This is a genomic window from Syntrophotalea carbinolica DSM 2380, from assembly GCF_000012885.1.
Lineage (GTDB): Bacteria > Desulfobacterota > Desulfuromonadia > Desulfuromonadales > Syntrophotaleaceae > Syntrophotalea > Syntrophotalea carbinolica.
Genome location: NC_007498.2, coordinates 171,071 through 187,232, shown reverse-complemented (window position 1 = coordinate 187,232; position 16,162 = coordinate 171,071). Strand labels below are relative to the sequence as shown.

Sequence of the window (16,162 nt, the reverse complement as noted above, 5' to 3'; positions counted from 1 at the left end):
CACCCGGTGGACACGCCAGGCCATGCGGTTTTTCAAGTTATGGTGGGGAAATTTGGGCTGTCATAGCCCGAGAAGGGGTATTAACGGCGACATTGACGAAAAACATCCCTGCCAGTTCTACGGGGTATTGAAATTCCATCCTATCGGACAAAGAACCGGCCTTGGCCCACATCGGCCAACATGGTTCTGCTCTCCGCTACCATTGAGGGGAGGGAAATAAACGCAACCAGCGGCTGCCCCCCGACCCGTCAGGCAACCGGGTTCGGAATTCTCGCTGCAGAACCGGGCTGTCGACAGGATAATGCCTGGCCAGAAGGGTCGTGCAAGGGGGATACCCCCTGCCCGGCCCTTCTGACCGTTCTACGACCGGAATCGTGCGGGTTTCGTTGGGTCCGTAGTACGGAGGACGAAATAAGCGCAAGGAGGAGGAAGGGGTCGCGGCATATTGTGTGGCGCCAACAACCTGCCTTAGACACGATCATGTCATAGTGATATTTTTATGTCAATCGGATTTTTCCGTCTCCGGGGGAAACGAAAGGAAAGACATGCGCAGAGCTTCGCTCCGGGAGAAGGGATGGAGAGACTATTTGCCTTGTTTACGAAACGCGGCCAGCAAGTCGTTCTGACTCAGAATACCGAGCAGGCAGGAACCGCGCTCCGGATCGACTACGGGGAAGTAGCTGATATCGGGATGCTGCTGCACCTCCTCCAGGGCTTCGCGCAAGGACTGGTCGGGATGCAGTTGCGCCCGGGCGGTATGCACCAGATCGCTGGCCACGATCAACTGCGCCAGGGAGGGTTCGAACAACAGGCTGCGGATTTCCGAGTAATCGACCATGCCGACGAAGCGGTCTTCCTGGTCCACCACCGGAAAACGATCGTAGCGGCTGTGGGCGATAAGGCGCAGCAATTCGTTGAAGGGGGTGTTTTCGCACAGGGTTTCGACATTGCGGCGCATCACGTGTCGCACCAGAATATCGCCGGGGTCCTTGAGACGGTGTCCGGCGGGGATACCGAGGGACGAGCGGAAGTGCTGCACCACATGATGCAACCCCTCGAAGGCGCCTTCCGGCGCGCGTTTTTCCAGCAACGACAGAATCGGCACCTCGCCGGCCCGCACCAGGCCGTGACGCACGGCCAGGGGACCGATCAACTCGAATATCACCACCGAGCCGAGTACGACGGTCTCGACCATGGCGCCGCCGGCGGGCCATTGCCGGGACAGACTGTCCGCCAGGCCGATGGCGACCCCTGCCTGGGCCAGCAGAGTCATTCCCGTCCAGCGCCGCATGCGTTCGCCGAACCGCCCCAGGCGCGCTCCCAGCCAGGCCCCGCCGATTTTTCCGGCAGTGCGCGCAATCACGTATCCGATGCCCAGCAAACCGATATGCGCCAGGGTCTCGAAATGCAGATTGGCGCCGGCAAGAACGAAAAACGCCACATACACCGGATAATCGATCTCCTGCAGGGCTGCGGCCAGCCGGTGCCAGCGTGGCGAGCCATTGGCGAGACTGGCTCCCAATGCCAGATGCGCCAACAACGGATCGCATTGCAGCAAACGGCACATGACCGTTACCAGAACCACGCCGCCGAGCAGCAACAACTTGAATTCGTTGCCTTTGTCCAGGCGTTCGGCCCATATGGCCAATAACAGACCGACCACGCCGCCGACCAATATCGGACTGAGCAGCTGCCCCAGCAACGGCGCCATCCCCTCGGAAGGCTTCACCAGCCAGTGAGCCGCCAGCACGAAACCGAACAGGGCCAGAATATTATTGAGCCCCACCAGGGTCAAAGTAGCCTGGGTAAGAGGCCCTTCCGATTCGCATTCCCGCACCACCATCAGGGTCGCCGCCGGTGCCGTGGCCACGCTGATGATGCCGAGAAAGACAACCAGGTAAAAGGTCGTCATCGCCAGCGACAATCCCGGTACCGCATAGCGCAAAAACAGCAGATTGACCACCACCGCCGCACCGCCCACCAGCAGCAGGGTCAAACCGGTTTCCGCCAGGGAAAACAGCAGGATGCGGTGTCGCCAGCGGCGCAGGTTTTCGGGGCGCAACTGCCCGCCGATACTGAGCAGGATCATCCCCAGAGCCACCTGGGAAAGCAAATCCAGAGTATGCAGCGCTTCGGGTTTCAATATCGGATGCCAACCGAGCAGGTGGGCCAGGGACGGACTCAGCACCATACCGGCCAGCAGATAGCCGGTCACCCGCGGGACATGGCACAGGGCGGCCAACCGCCCCCCGACCAGGGCACCGAGAAAAATACAGGACAAAGCGGTAAAAACAGGAAAAAAATCCATAATTGTCATCAATGCTGGCAGCAGGATTAAGGTTCAAAACTCTCAATTCAACCGCAGATACCTGATATTCCTGCAGATTTTGGTTCAGAGTAAAACGCGGCGTTCGATTGTTCCGCGCAAGTATACTGGCATAATGCTGTTCTGGGAAGTAAAACAGGACAGGAGGCGCCCTGTACTCCATATGCGCATCGATCAGGCACCGCGAAAGAAGGTTACATACACATAGCCCGCCGTCATCATGACAAAAAACAGCATGCCGGACCAACTGAGGAACTTGAGAATCAAGCCGGGTCGGTACTCTTCGGGCACGTTGGGGCCCGTCATGACTTTGTAGTTGATGGCGGCAAGCACCGGCATGGTGACAAACGAAACCACCGCAGCGAAAGTCAGAAACTGAATAAGGTTTTTGACGAAGAACAGGACCACCAACGACGCCGCAACCGCCGAAAGAAGGATCCAGGCATTGTGAATCTGCCGAAACCGATGCGCCGACAGATCGCCGATCAGGGTACAGCAGGCTGCGAGGGAACGGGGGTACCCGTCCAGGGTCGTCAGAGTGGTACTGAACATGGTGAAAAAGGCCGCCGTCAGGATCAGGGGGCGTGACCAATCGCCGATGGTGGCGGCGTAAAGATTGACCAACTGTTTGGAAAACGCGATGCCGCTGGACGAAAAGGATTCTCCCGAACCGAACATCACCAGAGCGCCGAGGGCGACAAACATGACCGCGAGAAACACCGCCGATACGTAGCCGATGTAAAAATCGATGCTGGTCTCCTTCACCGTGGCAAAGTGGCCGGTCTGTTTCTCCCGGCTGAAGATCCACAGCGACGACCAGGCGGAAAGATCGACCGGCGCCGGCATCCAACCGAGCAGACTGATGAGAAAGGCAAAGGAGGTCCAGGTCCAGGGATCGGGGGCGACAATATCCGCCGTCAGGATACGACTGCCCGGCACGGCAAAAGCCACCGCCACCATGGTTCCCAGCGCTAACACGATAATAATGACCTTGGCCATGGAGTCGAGAAGTTTGTAGTGCCCCAGCAGCAACAACAGGGCGCAGAGGGCTATCAGGCCGATGGTGATATGAGGTACGGACGCCCCGACCCATCCGTAACCGGTAAACAAGGCCCCGCTGAGCATTGCCACACCGGCGATATTGATGGTTCCGGTGAGAATATTGATCAGCAGGAAGATCCAGACGAAGACAACGCCATGGCGGCGATAGCCGGCGAGCAGACTTTCGCCGGTCGCCGACGTATAACGCTGCCCGTACAGAAAAAACGGGAATTTCAGCAAATTGGCTAACAGGATCAGCCCCAGCAGCCGCCAGCCGAAATCGGCACCCGCGCGGGTCGACCAGACCAGGTGGGATCCGCCGATGGCCGCGCAAGACAGAAGGATACCCGGGCCGAGGGCCTTCCAGAGATTGGATCGGGCAGAGCTTGTGGTATCGGATCTCGTTTTTGATTCTTCACCATTCACCCCATCAACAACCGATACTGCCTGATATTGTTCGTTCGCCATCTCCCCGCCTTTCAGCATGCGCATCAAAAAAGCGCCACAATATAAAACATGTCAGCTTCCAGCAAGTTTTTGAAAACTGCTAACGGGATATTGGAAATGGGCACATTTGTCAATGCCCCGTAAAAAAATTTTTTCCGCATGACACTTCGCTGCTTATATTTCCTTCCAGGCAAACATCGACATTTTATCTACTGAAAACCAAGTCCCTTTGGAAACAACAATAGCCCCAGTACCAATCGCTGTATCCAGAGAAATCTTTGCAAACACAAAGGGCAGCCATATCGGCTGCCCTTTGTCGTCACATATATTCAGAGGTAGCTGAGCGGATCTCGGTTAATCGCCCACTTTCTCCTCGGCCACGCCGAAGGATTGCTCGAAGATATCGAGCAGTTCCAGGTTCTGCTTGGACAACATCATGGCATTGCCGACAACGGCGTAGAACAAAATGCTCAAGCGGGTTTTGGAGGAACTATCCTTGATGCGCGCCACCTGTCTGGCGTTGAGTTCGGTGGCCAGAGCCCGCAACCGGGCATCCTTGGCCTCGATCTCCTGCAGATTGGCAGGTTGTTTGCGACCGAAGGTCCCCTCCACCTCCAGAAGAATCTCGTCCAGCAGCTGACGGACCTGCTCCAGCTCTTCGACCTGCACCGGCAGCAGCCCCTTATGATGGTTGCTGACGTGGGTATAGGCACGCAGCACGATATCCCGATGGCCGTCGGTCAGCTTCTGCAGACGCCTGACGGCCTGTGGGTACTTATGGGATACGGACAGGCCTTTCTGATCGAGCAGCCGCATCGCCTTGAACACGTTGGCGCTGATAATGTTGGACCACTGCTGAAACTTGCCCAGTCGCTTACGCTCCACGCCCAGCCGTTCAATGTTCTGACTGAACATAGCATCCAGGGTAGCATCGAGAGACGCACGGATTTCCTTGAGCAGAAAGCTCATGTGCTCAAAGGTCGTCTCAATCGTTTCCTGCGGATTTTCCACCGATTTAAGATTGAAAACCTTTTCTTTTTCCGCCTCTTCCGCCTTGGCGCGATGCTTTCGGTGATTGGTCACAATCAGGAAAGCGACAAGCAAGACCAGCAGGACGACCCCAAACCCTTTGGCGTAAAACATGACGGTGGCAAACAAGGCCGCAAAGGTAAAGGCGATAATCGCCGTCAGGAACCAGCCTCCGACCACGGTCAGCACCCCGGTGACACGGTAGACGGCGCTTTCGCGGCCCCAGGCCCGATCGGCGAAAGAGCTGCCCATGGCCACCATAAAGGTGACATAGGTGGTGGATAGAGGCAGCTTGTTGGCGGTAGCGTAGGAGACCACGGCGCTGGCCACCATCAGGTTGACCGAGGCGCGCAGCAAATCGAAGGAAGGTCTTTTGCCTTCTTCGGCAACCACCATGGCTGCGCTGGGATCGAGACGCCGGCTGATAGCCGCCCGCAATCCTTTGGGCACAACCACCCGGACTGTCTCGAAAACACCCAGCACCAGGCGCACAATGGCCCGGGAGATAAAAACCGACTCGAAACGCTCGCTGCCCTCGTCCTGCTGGCTGAGGCTGAGTTCGGTCTTGGTGACCGTGCGGGCCTTTTTAGACAGCCACAGGGTCAGGATCATGATGGCACCGGCCAGCAGCAGAAAAGAGGTCTGCGACTGCACCTTGGCACTGAGCGCGCCCATGGTGGCCCCGAGGGGATCGCCTGAGGCCATGGCCAGCTTGTAAGATTGCAGGCCGGCCAGCGGTACGCCGATGAAATTGACCAGGTCATTGGCGGCGAAAGCCATGGCCAGGGCGAAGGTACCGACCAGCACCACCGGCTTGAGCAGGTTGAATTTCAGCATCTGCAACATCTGCAGGATAATCGCGGAAACGATAAAAATCCCGAACAGGATCAGGCCCGTGTGGGATTTGATCCAGGCGACGTTCTGGCTGGACATGAAGGACGCGCCCTTGGCACCCTTGACCAGAATGAAGTAGGTGATGGAGGACATGGCCACCCCGCCCCACAGCGCGCCGTAACGCTTGATCCGCTGCTGATAGTCGAAGGTGAACAGCAGGCGCGTGAGAAACTGGACCACGGCTCCGCAGACGAAGGACACCGCTACCGACAACAGGATCCCCATGATAATGGTGATGGCCTTGGCGGAGTTGATGTACTGAACGATCGTCATCAGGCTGTCGCCGGCCTGCACGATTTTGAGGACCGAGATGGCGACGGCGGCACCCAGCAGCTCGAACACGACGGAGACGGTGGTGGAAGTGGGAAGCCCGTAGGTATTGAAAAGATCGAGCAGAATAATGTCGGTGATCATGACCGCCAGAAAGATGGTCATCAATTCCGGCATGGTAAAGAACTGCGGATGGAAAATGCCTTTTCGCGCCACCTCCATCATGCCGCTGGAAAATGTCACCCCGGCCAGGATCCCGAGGCTGGCAATGATCATGATGGTTTTTCTCGATGCCACCCGCGAGCCGAAGGACGAATTGAGAAAATTTACCGCATCGTTGCTGACCCCGACCATGATGTCGAAAATCGCGATGGTGACGAGAATTCCGACCCCGATAAGAAGAAATTCACTGCTCATAATGCTCCGTAGTCCTTTCCATTTCGACCCAACTTTTGCCCGGCCGGCTAACTATCCCTAAACATACCAAGTCCTGAGAGGATGAAAAGGGAGTGCTGGCACTTATCTGTCCGGCAGGCCTCAGATAAACCCTTGCAGGGCTACTTTTGCCGCAAAAAACCGGGCAGACGCGAAGGTCTGTCCGGCTGGCGCTGTGTCTGCTTCACCGACGGAAATCTGCGAAATTTCGTTTGCATATGAAGCGTTTGCATAAATCGCCGTCTCATTTATCAGGAAATTGTTAGGCTCGTGTTAGCGCCAGATTAATTTCGATTTCCTGTTTTCTCCCGTCCCTGCCCCTTCGGCTATCCTTATGAAGATATTAAACAGGGAACAAAGCGGTATGAGCGCAACTGTTTTCAGAGCACCGGTTCGGACCATATAAAAAGGGTGCCCCAAAAAGAGCACCCTTTTTATATGGAATTCATCCGTTTGGCAAGCGGGTTTCACGACCAGCTACCGACATCGTCACCAAAGGCGACCCGGCTGTCACTTTGCCGGGCTTATATTCCCGTCTGAAACGGGCTGTGGTTGGGAGGACGGATCGGCAATATTACCGAGATACTGCGGCAGGTCGATGCCGGCCATGGCGGCAACATCGTGCAATGGCGGCAAACTCTTGACCAGGCCCGAAAGGAAATTGGCTGTTGAGGTTTTATCGCCCCCTGCACCGTCCCAGACCGTCACTTTGTCGATCTTGATATTGCGGATCGCCTCAACCTGCAATTGCACGATCTGCTCAATTTTTTCGGTCATCAGAAGAGTCGCGGCGGACTTGGCGTCACCGTTACACCCCTTGACCAACTCGAGATAGCCGAACGCCTTGCTCTCCAGAACTTTCCGCACCCCTTCAGCCTCGGCCTGGTACTTGAGCAGGATCGCATCGGCGGCCCCTTTGGCTTCGCGACGCGTTTTTTCGGCTTCGGCCTCGGCGGCGATCTCCACCTTGCGTTTATCGATTTCCTGACGCACCACTTCGGCGGCTACCAAGCGCTCCTGCTCAGCTTTGGCCTGGGCCTTCTGAATCTCTACCTCGGCTTCACGCCTGGCTACTTCGCCGAGTTGCATGGCGGCGGCCTGTTTGACCGCCAGTTCGGCATTATAGTTGGCGATATCGGCTTTGGATTTATTTTCCCCTTCAACAGCGGTCGCTTCCTGTTGCTGCACGTAAACCCGCTGGTCGGCCTGGGCACGCTTTTTACCTTTTTCGGCTTCGGCCAGATTCTCGGCGACGCCTATCTCTTTCTGGCGATCGGCAGCCGCCTCACCAACCCGAGCATTGGCTTCCTGTTGCTGCACAAACACCCGCTGATCCGCTTCGGCCTGTTTTTTACCCTTTTCCGAACCGGCTACATTTTCCGCTACCCGGATCTCCTTTTCCCGAACCGCCTCGGCTTCGCCAATCGCGCCCGTTTTTTCCTGCTCGGCCACATCAACCTTGGCCTGGTTAATGGCCTCGGCAGCGGCTTTCTTACCAATGGAGTCGATATACCCGGACTCATCCGTAATGTCGGTAATGTTAACGTTGATCAGGTAAAGACCGATCTTGTTCAGCTCAGGAGCGACATTCTTACGGATCGACTCAAGGAACCGCTCACGATCCTGATTAATCTGTTCGATGGTCAAGGAGGCGACGGTCAAGCGCAACTGGCCGAAGATGATTTCCTTGGCCATCTCCTCGATCTGATGTTGTCCGAGATGTAACAGGCGCTCCGCAGCGGCTGTCATGATCTGCGATTCAGTGCTGATCCCTACCGTAAAAGTCGACGGCACATTGATGCGGATATTCTGCATCGAGAGCGCCTTCTGCAAAGGGATATTAATGGTCATCGGCGTCAAGCTCAGGTACGCGTAATCCTGTATCAGAGGCCAGACCATGGTCCCGCCGCCATGGATACAACGGGCCGATTGCCCCGCACCGACCTTACCGTAAATCACCAGGATATTATCCGATGGGCAGCGTTTGTAGCGTGAAGCCAGAAAAATGATGGTCGACACGACCAGGAATAAAAAAGCAACAACCGGCAACAGCCAGAAATCGAACACCATGGAATGACTCCTTATTCAGCCAATAGGTTTGACAACCAAAACATGGGCATTAACCTGCACCACTTCGACAGGAGTTCCCGTGGAAATTTCACCGTCATCGTCCGCTACAGCATCAAACTCGCGCAGGTGATTGTGGAAATCAATGGTCACCCGACCGGTTCCGCCGGCAGGAATAGTAAGATAGACGCTGCCTTTGCAACCGATCGCCATGGACGTCTGCAGGGTACCGCTGGACTGCAGACGATCAAACCATGCGAACAATCTCCCGATCACCCAGACGGAAATTAAACCGGCAAGGCAGGCCCCCACTATGGACCCGCCAAAACAGACTCCATTCTGGCGATAAAGCGCCAGCCCCACCAGGCCGAACATCATCAAAAACGCGGTAAGGCTCTGCAACGACAACAGTTTGAACCCGACATCCGAATCGACATGATCGGCATCGATATCCACGTCGAAATCGGTATCTGCATCGATGTCGGCTCCGACAAACTGCATCACCATACGCACAACCAGAAAAAAACTGCCGATGATGGCGCAAAGCAGGAAAAATATTTCAAAACCGTTCAGACCGGCAAAGGCATTGGTCATGCCATCCTCCTTCGGACACCCCGGCAACCCTACGTGAAAATCCATACCGGTGCATCGCAACCGCACAAGCTCCGTCAAGGCGAACCCATGATATTTATTTAAAATAATTAGCTAGCAAAAATTAACAAATATTGCATTAACTGTCCAGCCAATTTTAAAACAGGGGAGACCGCGCATAACGACACGCAGAAGAAACACCGCGGCGCGCTATGGTGAGATCAGAGGAGGAGAAGAATGTTCGGAAAAAAACAGGCGCACACGCCCTGCGAAAAAGCAGGACGTGTGCGCCACTTGGGTAGGATATTTGGTGCAGATAAACCGGATGGCCATGCTACGGGCCGATGAACCGGGGCGATCAGCGACAACAACGACACCGGAGCCACTCGCATGATCGGCGGCTTAAACGGTGATCACCAAACAAACCGGCCAACAGCAGTGCTGGCAGGGCCGCACCCTGCCTCCTGTTCTCGTCATGGAGCTTTTCACCAACTCCAGCCGACACCGGCACTGGTCGTTACATCGCTGTTGGAATGGGCTATGGCGGTAGTGATACGGATATTGTCGGTAATATCGGATTTGAATCCGACGGCTATGGCATTCTCTCCCTTGTAGTTACCATAGCCGATCCCCAGCGAGGTGCGTTTGCCCTGCGCCGGCGCCGGGATGCCCGCGATCGCGGCCACGGCGGCAATCCCGGAAAAAGCATCACGGCTCAGGTTATCGATACGACTATCCAAACGGTTGATCGCACCGCTGGTGGAGGCCGAGAACTGCTGAAGTTGCTGAACGTTGACCGCATCGGTGGCATTAACGCCATCGGCGACGTTGGTCACCCGCCGCTCGTTGCCGCTGGAGCCGACCGACACGGTATCGGCCTCGTCAGCCACCGAATCCTGTCCTATCGCCACACTGCCGGTGGCACCGCTGGCGACGCTGGCGTTCTGACCCAGAGCCACCCCGCCTGCGGCACCGGCCGCCACCGAGGAGTCGGCCCCCACCGCCACGCTGTTCTCCGAGGCCACCGTCGTATCCGCCCCCAATGCCACGCTGCCGTCGGCACTGACGGTAGCATTGGAACCGATGGCGGTATCGCGGGTTCGGGCCGAAGCGCCGCTGCCCAGAGCGGTGGAACCGCTACCGCTGGCGCTGGCGGCCACATCATTGGAACCGGCGGTCCAGCTGGTGCCGAGGGCCTGATCCTGCAAGGCGCCGATATCGGTCTGCATGGCGGTATCGGCGGCAGCGCGGGCGGCGGCCTCGGCATCGATATGATCCTGCAGCGTCGCATCCGCCGCCTTCATTTGCCCGACGGTGGCGGCATCGCTATCGGCCACACCATCGGCCACGTTGACAATGCGACGCTGATAGGTACTTGTCCCGACCGACACGGTATAGGCTTCAGTTGCCTCGGAGCCTTGCCCCAGGGCGACACTGCGTACGCCAGAGGCAGTGCTGTTCTCGCCTAGGGCGGTGCTCTCTGCACCAAGGGCACGACTGTATTGACCCGTCGCCAAGCTATAGTCACCGCTGGCAATGCTGGCCTCGCCAAGAGCAGTACTGTCATAACCGCTAGCCTTGCTACTCCGGCCAACTGCGGTACTGTCGTAACCGCTGGCAGTGCTGTTCTCGCCAACTGCGGTACTCTCGCCACCGCTGGCAGTGCTGGACTCGCCAACTGCGGTACTGTTTGCGCCGCTTGCGCGGCTATACCGGCCAACTGCGGTACTGTTTTCGCCGCTGGCGCGGGAATCCCGGCCAACTGCGGTACTGTTTTTGCCGCTGGCGCTGCTGCGCTCGCCTATCGCGGTGCTGTAGTCACCACTGGCCACGCTCCATCCGCCGTAGGCGGCGCTGTTCAAACCGGTGGACTGACTATGATAACCGGTGGCGGTACTCACCGCACCGGTAGCCACGCTATAGGAACCCAGAGCCACGTTACTAAGAGAAGTCCCCAAGGCGGTGCCATCATCGGCATCGTCAGATAGATCCAGAGGCTGGTCGTACTGCAACCCCCAGGCAATCGAACCGAAACCGACAAAGGTTACAACCAACACCCCGACCACCAGCGTGCGCGCCCTGGCGCCCCACCGTGTCCACCGATATAACCCGATACGTTTTGACTGCCGCATGCTTGCCTCCTTAGACCGAATGTACGTAATTAGATGTGACGTTACAGCCCTGATATTCAACAGAAGGTCACACTGTACAACTCGATCCTGACAATTTACTGACAAACAGGGGAAGCAAAGGCTATATTTCTTAAATTTTGCCAAAATAATCCATAAGGACATAACGGGCGCGGGTTTTAGAGTCGGAGGGACAACGAGGAAAGCGTACGATGCTCAGGGCAGGGCTCGGTCGTGATCCCGGCGATTAATTCGGCGACTTCCTCCTCGCAATAGCCCTCGCTACGAAGCACCTCGGCAAAGCGGGTTAATACCTGCCGGGCCTGCACCGCGGAGCTTTGCCCCTGCAACCGGTAAAGCAGACCGCACAGGCGATCATTGAGGGGATCGTTCTGCAAGGCTTGCCGAGCGACCCGAATGGCTTGTGGCAGGCGCTGCGCGGCGACCAGCAACGCCGTCCAGCTGAAGGTCCATTGGGTCATGGCGGCGGCCAGGTTTTCCCGAAATGCGCGGATCTGATGTTCACCGGCAATGTCCGGTGCGAACCCGCCTCGCTACAGCGACCGGGCGGTGGTAAAAGCATTGCCAGCTTGCCACGACTCCTGTCGGCAAGCATGCCGCAACCCACGATTGACCGCGGTTAAAAAATCGTGGGCATCAACCCGGCAATGGGCCAGCCACAGCATGCCTTTTTCCCTTTTCAGATAACGATGGGCGGTGTTATCCGGCAACACCTGCGTCATGGTTTTGCGCAACCGCGAAACCAGGGTGTCAAACTTCATGCGGGCGGCATCGACGGAACTGTCGGGCCAGAAATGAAGCTGCAGGATCCCCTGCGGCATTTTACACTTCGGCGCGGAAACCAGCAGACACAACAATTCACGCTGCAGCGGGGTTAAAGCCTCGGCCGCAAGCAAAGGCTTGCCCTCAAGCAGGATATGGAGCCCGCCGAGGGTGCGGATATCGAGCAGCGCGATGGCGCTACCATCCTCCGACAGGGCTATGCCGAGACGCTCGGCGGCCAACTCCCTTGCATAATCGGTTTCGATCCGATGCGCGACGGCGAAGCTCAGGATTTTCTGCATAGCCGCCGGGGCCCATCCCCAGAAATGCCGGTAAGCATTGCGGCGCATCAATCCCAGCCCCTGGGCGATATCCTGCCCGGCCAGCGTTTGCTCGCCGAGCGCCAGGTAGACCGCCGCACGGTGCAAAAGACCGCAGGCCTGCAGATATTCGGTCGGCATCTGCCGCGCGGCCTCAATCCCGTCACTAAGACGTTGCAGCGCCGGGACGGGGCGGCCGCAATGGAAACAGCTCAGACCGACCATCAATTGATTCAATGTGACAAAATAGCGCCCGCCCGACAGTTCCCGCAATTGCTGCGACTGCTCGGCGGCCCGCCAGGCACGATCGGGTTGATCGAGCAGACCAAGCACCACGGATTGGAGCTGCAAGACCTGACTGCGCAAATGCGGACTCAGCGGCGGCTGTTGCCCCAAAGCCTGATTGGCCAGGGCCAGGGCGTCGGTAAAGCGTCCCTGGTTGATGGCGATATCCATCTCCCAGATGGTACAGAAAGGAGCGGCGATCGACTGAGAGAACATGGCGTTGCCGAGAACCTCGACCAGCTGGTTTTTTTGTTCGAAATAGTTGGCGAAATCGCCTTCGATATACAGGAAGTTGAACAGCATCATGCGAATGGACAGGCTGTTAAACGCTCCGACTTCGGCACGCTGCACACAGGGAGCGGCCTGCTCCATGTACATGCGGGCGAGGACAGTATGCCCCGCGAAAATGTGTATATACCCCATGACCATCAGCATGGCCGCTTCGAAATTGGCCAGCTGTTCCTGCCGGGCCAGGCTCAGGGCAAGGGAGGCGAAGCGGGTCGCCTCATCGACATCCGCCAGGAATATGCAGTAGCCCATGGCCAGGCTGCGGGCGACAAGGATGGTCATGGCAACGTCGAGTCCCCCGCCCACCCGGGCAAACAACTGTTCGGCCCGGAACAACATTTCCTCACCCTCCCGGTAATGCCCGGTAGTGGTAATGTGAATGGAGATCATATGGGCCAGGCCCAGCAATTCGCCGAGATCATTTTGACGGGCGATAAAAATCACCAGAGCTTGTTTGAGCAGCGGCAGGGCCAGCGACGGCGCGGAATCCATATAAGCCAGCGCCAGATAGAAGCAGGACCAACCCTGGCCCGAGAGGTCAGCCTGCGGAATCTGCTGCAGAATCGCGGCCAGAGTGGCAGTCTGATTGGTCGCCAAAAAGTCCATACCGTAATCCTGAAGAGCAGATTCAACGGCTGCATAATCCCCGGCTTGCAGCAGGTAACGCAGGGCTTGCGCGATATCCTCACGCTTAAGACAGAACTGCCCGGCGCGTTGGTATATCCTGCGAATGGCCTGGGGACTTAATGCCACTGTCGCCCTCTCCCGCAAAAATTGCTGAAACAGGTGGTGCAGACCGAACTCCGTGCGATCCGGATCGAGCGGACGGAGAAAAACATTGCTCCGGGCAAGCTCGCAAAAATCGACGCCGATCTCAACCTCCCCGGTGAGTTCCACCGCCAACGCAACGGGGATCTCTTCCAGCAGGGAAAGAACCAGCAGCGGTCGGTGCAAGCGCTGCGGCAAAGGAGCAAAAATCTCCCGGCGGAAATAGTCAAGGATCGCCCGGGTTCCTTCGCCACGGCAATTGACCAGAGCTGGAAAGCCAGCCGCCCCTTCCTGCTGGGCCAACTGCAGCCCGAGCAGGGATATCCCCATAACCCAACCGTCCGTGGTGCGCGCGACCGTTCTGATCGTATCGGAGGGAACATCAAGGTGATGAATCCGGTAAAAAAAATCTGTGATTTCCGTCTCATCAAATGCCAGGTCCCGATTTCCGAGCCGTAGCCATTGCCGGTTACCGTCGCTGAGTAGCGCATCGTTCAGCGGCAAACATTCGCGTGAGGAAAGGATGAAATGCAATCGGGGGGAAGCTGTTTCAAACAGGTGGCTCAGCAAAGCCAGGCTGAACTCATGATCTAGCAGGTAATGCAGGTCATCAAAAACCATGTACAGATCATCGGTCAGGCACGCGCACAGATCGTTTAGCAGCAGATCGACGCGTTTTTGCAGATCGAAAAGGGCGAAGTCGCTGCAGGACAGAATCTGTGCCGTTTTGGCGGAGGGGCATTCGGGAAAACGCGCATAGATGCAGGTCGCGATAGCGGTGAGGAAAAATCCCGGATCAGCGTCTTCGGCACCGACCTGATACCAGACAAAGGCCGTTTTGGAGCGATCGAGGAATTGTTTGATAACCGTGGTTTTCCCCTGCCCCGCCTGCGCTTCGAGAAGAATATCCGGTATTCGGGCACCGCCCTCGCGCAACAACCGATCAACAAGTCGATCACGACACAGAAACCGGGGCGTATCGACCTGGGGCGGGTAAAACTTGTCAAGCTTGACTTGCGACCTGAATTCCGCAGTTTGACGCATGATCCATCCTGATTATGGCAACAAGGGGTGCATGCCCGCCACAATCGCGCCAAAACGGTCCACAGCAAACATCGGCACCCCACACTACATCGACACGCTGAAGTCTGTCGGACGGTACTGGCCGAAGCAAGGATAGTCCGACCGACTCCAGAATCAAGACAACAGTAACACCGTCCTACATAAATACATACTTATTTTTTGGTCCGGTTTTGGGTAACACGCCACGACGCAACATCTTGAATACCCTGCGCATATCCGGGTAGGAGGAGCCCTTTTCTCATGTCGAGTGCCCCTTCAACCTAAACACATCACAGGCTCTTGCGATCCAGACTGCGGTACTGAATCGCCTCGGCCAGGTGCGGCTGCAGGATATGCTCTTCGCCGGCCAGATCGGCGATGGTGTGAGCCACTTTGAGGATGCGCGTATAGGTGCGGGCGGAATAGCCGAGGCGGTCGGTGACCATTTCCATTTACTGCTCGCCCCTCTGCATCGAGTTTGCAGTGGTGGCGCATCTAGCGGGTGGTCATGTGGGCGTTGCTTACGGGAAAAAGAAAGGAGAGATAGTGTTTTCACCAATCCCGATAGGGCACTCCGTTCAAACCGATCAGATCGCTGCCGCTGGTCACGTCGAAAACGCTGCCGCGCGGAGGCGCCTCCCCTTGGTCAGGTTCCGGGGCACTAAGCTTCCAGCTTTCGGCGGATTTGGTGAAGGGATCCTTGGGCACGCTGCGCAGGTACTTGGCCGTGACCAGTTCACGCAGATTGTCCGGATAACGCAGTTTGTCTGCAAAAAACTTGTCGATGGCCTGCCGCATCTGGTACAGATCTTCCGCCAGAACCGCCTCGCGGGCCTTGATAAGGTGTCTTTGATAGACAGGATTGGCGATTGCGGCCAGAATGGCCATAATGCTCATTACGATCATGAGTTCGATCAGCGAAAAACCAGCCGTCTTGGGTCTACCAATCTTTGTAAAGAGTTCCGTCCAAGGCCGTTTTAATGCTCTGTGAATAAAGGTCATAAACATCCTCGCCGCCATAAATGGTCGATTCAGGGTCTTCGCGATAAGAACGCAAACCCCAGCCCTCCCCGTATTCGTCAAAAGGATCTTTGGGAATCCGCCGCAGATATTTACGCTTATAGGGATAGAGACCTTTCCAATCCTTTCCCTCCACAAGCACCTCCAGACTTTTTGGATAACCGGTTTCGGTAAGGGATGGTATGATTTTCTTCTCTTCTACCGCTCGATCAAAATCCATTTTATAGTCATCGATAGCCGAGCGAAGGATTCGCAGATTGCGGCGCAGTTCAAGCTCCCGAGAGCGTCTCACAGCGCCCTGACTCAAGGGCAGGACCGCCGAAGCAAGAATAGCCAAAATAGCCGTGGCGACGACCAATTCCATTAAAGTCATGCCTTTTTGATTACGACAATTTTCCATAGACATA

Annotated in this window: 11 protein-coding genes; all 11 read right to left on the bottom strand. The window is 56.8% G+C overall.

Annotated elements, in window-relative coordinates; all coding sequences use genetic code 11:
- Positions 1 to 583: 583 nt before the first annotated feature.
- The gene (locus tag PCAR_RS01310) at positions 584 to 2,308 is read right to left on the bottom strand and encodes a CBS domain-containing protein (protein ID WP_041531205.1); all 1,725 of its coding nucleotides are present in this window, start codon (positions 2,306 to 2,308) and stop codon (positions 584 to 586) included.
- A 192-nt stretch (positions 2,309 to 2,500) separates the two neighbouring features.
- Positions 2,501 to 3,835 (bottom strand): NRAMP family divalent metal transporter, encoded by a 1,335-nt coding sequence (locus PCAR_RS01305; protein ID WP_148204272.1) that lies wholly within the window; start codon positions 3,833 to 3,835, stop codon positions 2,501 to 2,503.
- Between the two features lie 333 nt (positions 3,836 to 4,168).
- Positions 4,169 to 6,424, bottom strand: a complete 2,256-nt coding sequence (locus PCAR_RS01300; RefSeq protein ID WP_011339797.1) for an inorganic phosphate transporter — start codon at positions 6,422 to 6,424, stop codon at positions 4,169 to 4,171.
- 528 nt (positions 6,425 to 6,952) lie between these two features.
- Complete coding sequence (locus PCAR_RS01295) at positions 6,953 to 8,512, bottom strand: flotillin family protein (protein WP_011339796.1); 1,560 nt, start codon at positions 8,510 to 8,512, stop codon at positions 6,953 to 6,955.
- 15 nt (positions 8,513 to 8,527) lie between these two features.
- The gene (locus PCAR_RS01290) at positions 8,528 to 9,103 is read right to left on the bottom strand and encodes an NfeD family protein (RefSeq protein ID WP_011339795.1); all 576 of its coding nucleotides are present in this window, start codon (positions 9,101 to 9,103) and stop codon (positions 8,528 to 8,530) included.
- A 482-nt stretch (positions 9,104 to 9,585) separates the two neighbouring features.
- The gene (locus PCAR_RS01285) at positions 9,586 to 11,232 is read right to left on the bottom strand and encodes a YadA-like family protein (RefSeq protein WP_011339794.1); all 1,647 of its coding nucleotides are present in this window, start codon (positions 11,230 to 11,232) and stop codon (positions 9,586 to 9,588) included.
- Positions 11,233 to 11,408: 176 nt separating this feature from the next.
- Complete coding sequence (locus tag PCAR_RS01280) at positions 11,409 to 11,711, bottom strand: hypothetical protein (protein ID WP_011339793.1); 303 nt, start codon at positions 11,709 to 11,711, stop codon at positions 11,409 to 11,411.
- A 72-nt stretch (positions 11,712 to 11,783) separates the two neighbouring features.
- Positions 11,784 to 14,717 carry an ATP-binding protein gene (locus PCAR_RS01275; RefSeq protein ID WP_011339792.1) on the bottom strand — a complete coding sequence of 978 codons (2,934 nt, stop codon included), beginning with the start codon at positions 14,715 to 14,717 and terminating at the stop codon, positions 11,784 to 11,786.
- A gap of 308 nt (positions 14,718 to 15,025) precedes the next feature.
- A complete protein-coding gene (locus PCAR_RS18225) occupies positions 15,026 to 15,187 on the bottom strand; it encodes a hypothetical protein (protein ID WP_245523303.1) in 162 nt (53 codons plus the stop codon).
- 100 nt (positions 15,188 to 15,287) lie between these two features.
- Complete coding sequence (locus PCAR_RS01270) at positions 15,288 to 15,641, bottom strand: general secretion pathway protein GspG (RefSeq protein WP_245523302.1); 354 nt, start codon at positions 15,639 to 15,641, stop codon at positions 15,288 to 15,290.
- 34 nt (positions 15,642 to 15,675) lie between these two features.
- On the bottom strand, positions 15,676 to 16,161 hold the full coding sequence (locus PCAR_RS01265; RefSeq protein ID WP_011339790.1) for a type II secretion system protein: 486 nt from the start codon (positions 16,159 to 16,161) through the stop codon (positions 15,676 to 15,678).
- Position 16,162: the final 1 nt, after the last annotated feature.

What these genes read in the sequence shown, in the direction of transcription:
- PCAR_RS01305 (WP_148204272.1), bottom strand. Translation starts at nt 3,835, where the DNA reads ATGGCGAACGAACAATATCAGGCAGTATCGGTTGTTGATGGGGTGAAT.
- PCAR_RS01310 (WP_041531205.1), bottom strand. Translation starts at nt 2,308, where the DNA reads ATGGATTTTTTTCCTGTTTTTACCGCTTTGTCCTGTATTTTTCTCGGT.
- PCAR_RS18225 (WP_245523303.1), bottom strand. Translation starts at nt 15,187, where the DNA reads ATGGAAATGGTCACCGACCGCCTCGGCTATTCCGCCCGCACCTATACG.
- PCAR_RS01265 (WP_011339790.1), bottom strand. Translation starts at nt 16,161, where the DNA reads ATGTCTATGGAAAATTGTCGTAATCAAAAAGGCATGACTTTAATGGAA.
- PCAR_RS01295 (WP_011339796.1), bottom strand. Translation starts at nt 8,512, where the DNA reads ATGGTGTTCGATTTCTGGCTGTTGCCGGTTGTTGCTTTTTTATTCCTG.
- PCAR_RS01280 (WP_011339793.1), bottom strand. Translation starts at nt 11,711, where the DNA reads ATGACCCAATGGACCTTCAGCTGGACGGCGTTGCTGGTCGCCGCGCAG.
- PCAR_RS01300 (WP_011339797.1), bottom strand. Translation starts at nt 6,424, where the DNA reads ATGAGCAGTGAATTTCTTCTTATCGGGGTCGGAATTCTCGTCACCATC.
- PCAR_RS01270 (WP_245523302.1), bottom strand. Translation starts at nt 15,641, where the DNA reads ATGATCGTAATGAGCATTATGGCCATTCTGGCCGCAATCGCCAATCCT.
- PCAR_RS01275 (WP_011339792.1), bottom strand. Translation starts at nt 14,717, where the DNA reads ATGCGTCAAACTGCGGAATTCAGGTCGCAAGTCAAGCTTGACAAGTTT.
- PCAR_RS01290 (WP_011339795.1), bottom strand. Translation starts at nt 9,103, where the DNA reads ATGACCAATGCCTTTGCCGGTCTGAACGGTTTTGAAATATTTTTCCTG.
- PCAR_RS01285 (WP_011339794.1), bottom strand. Translation starts at nt 11,232, where the DNA reads ATGCGGCAGTCAAAACGTATCGGGTTATATCGGTGGACACGGTGGGGC.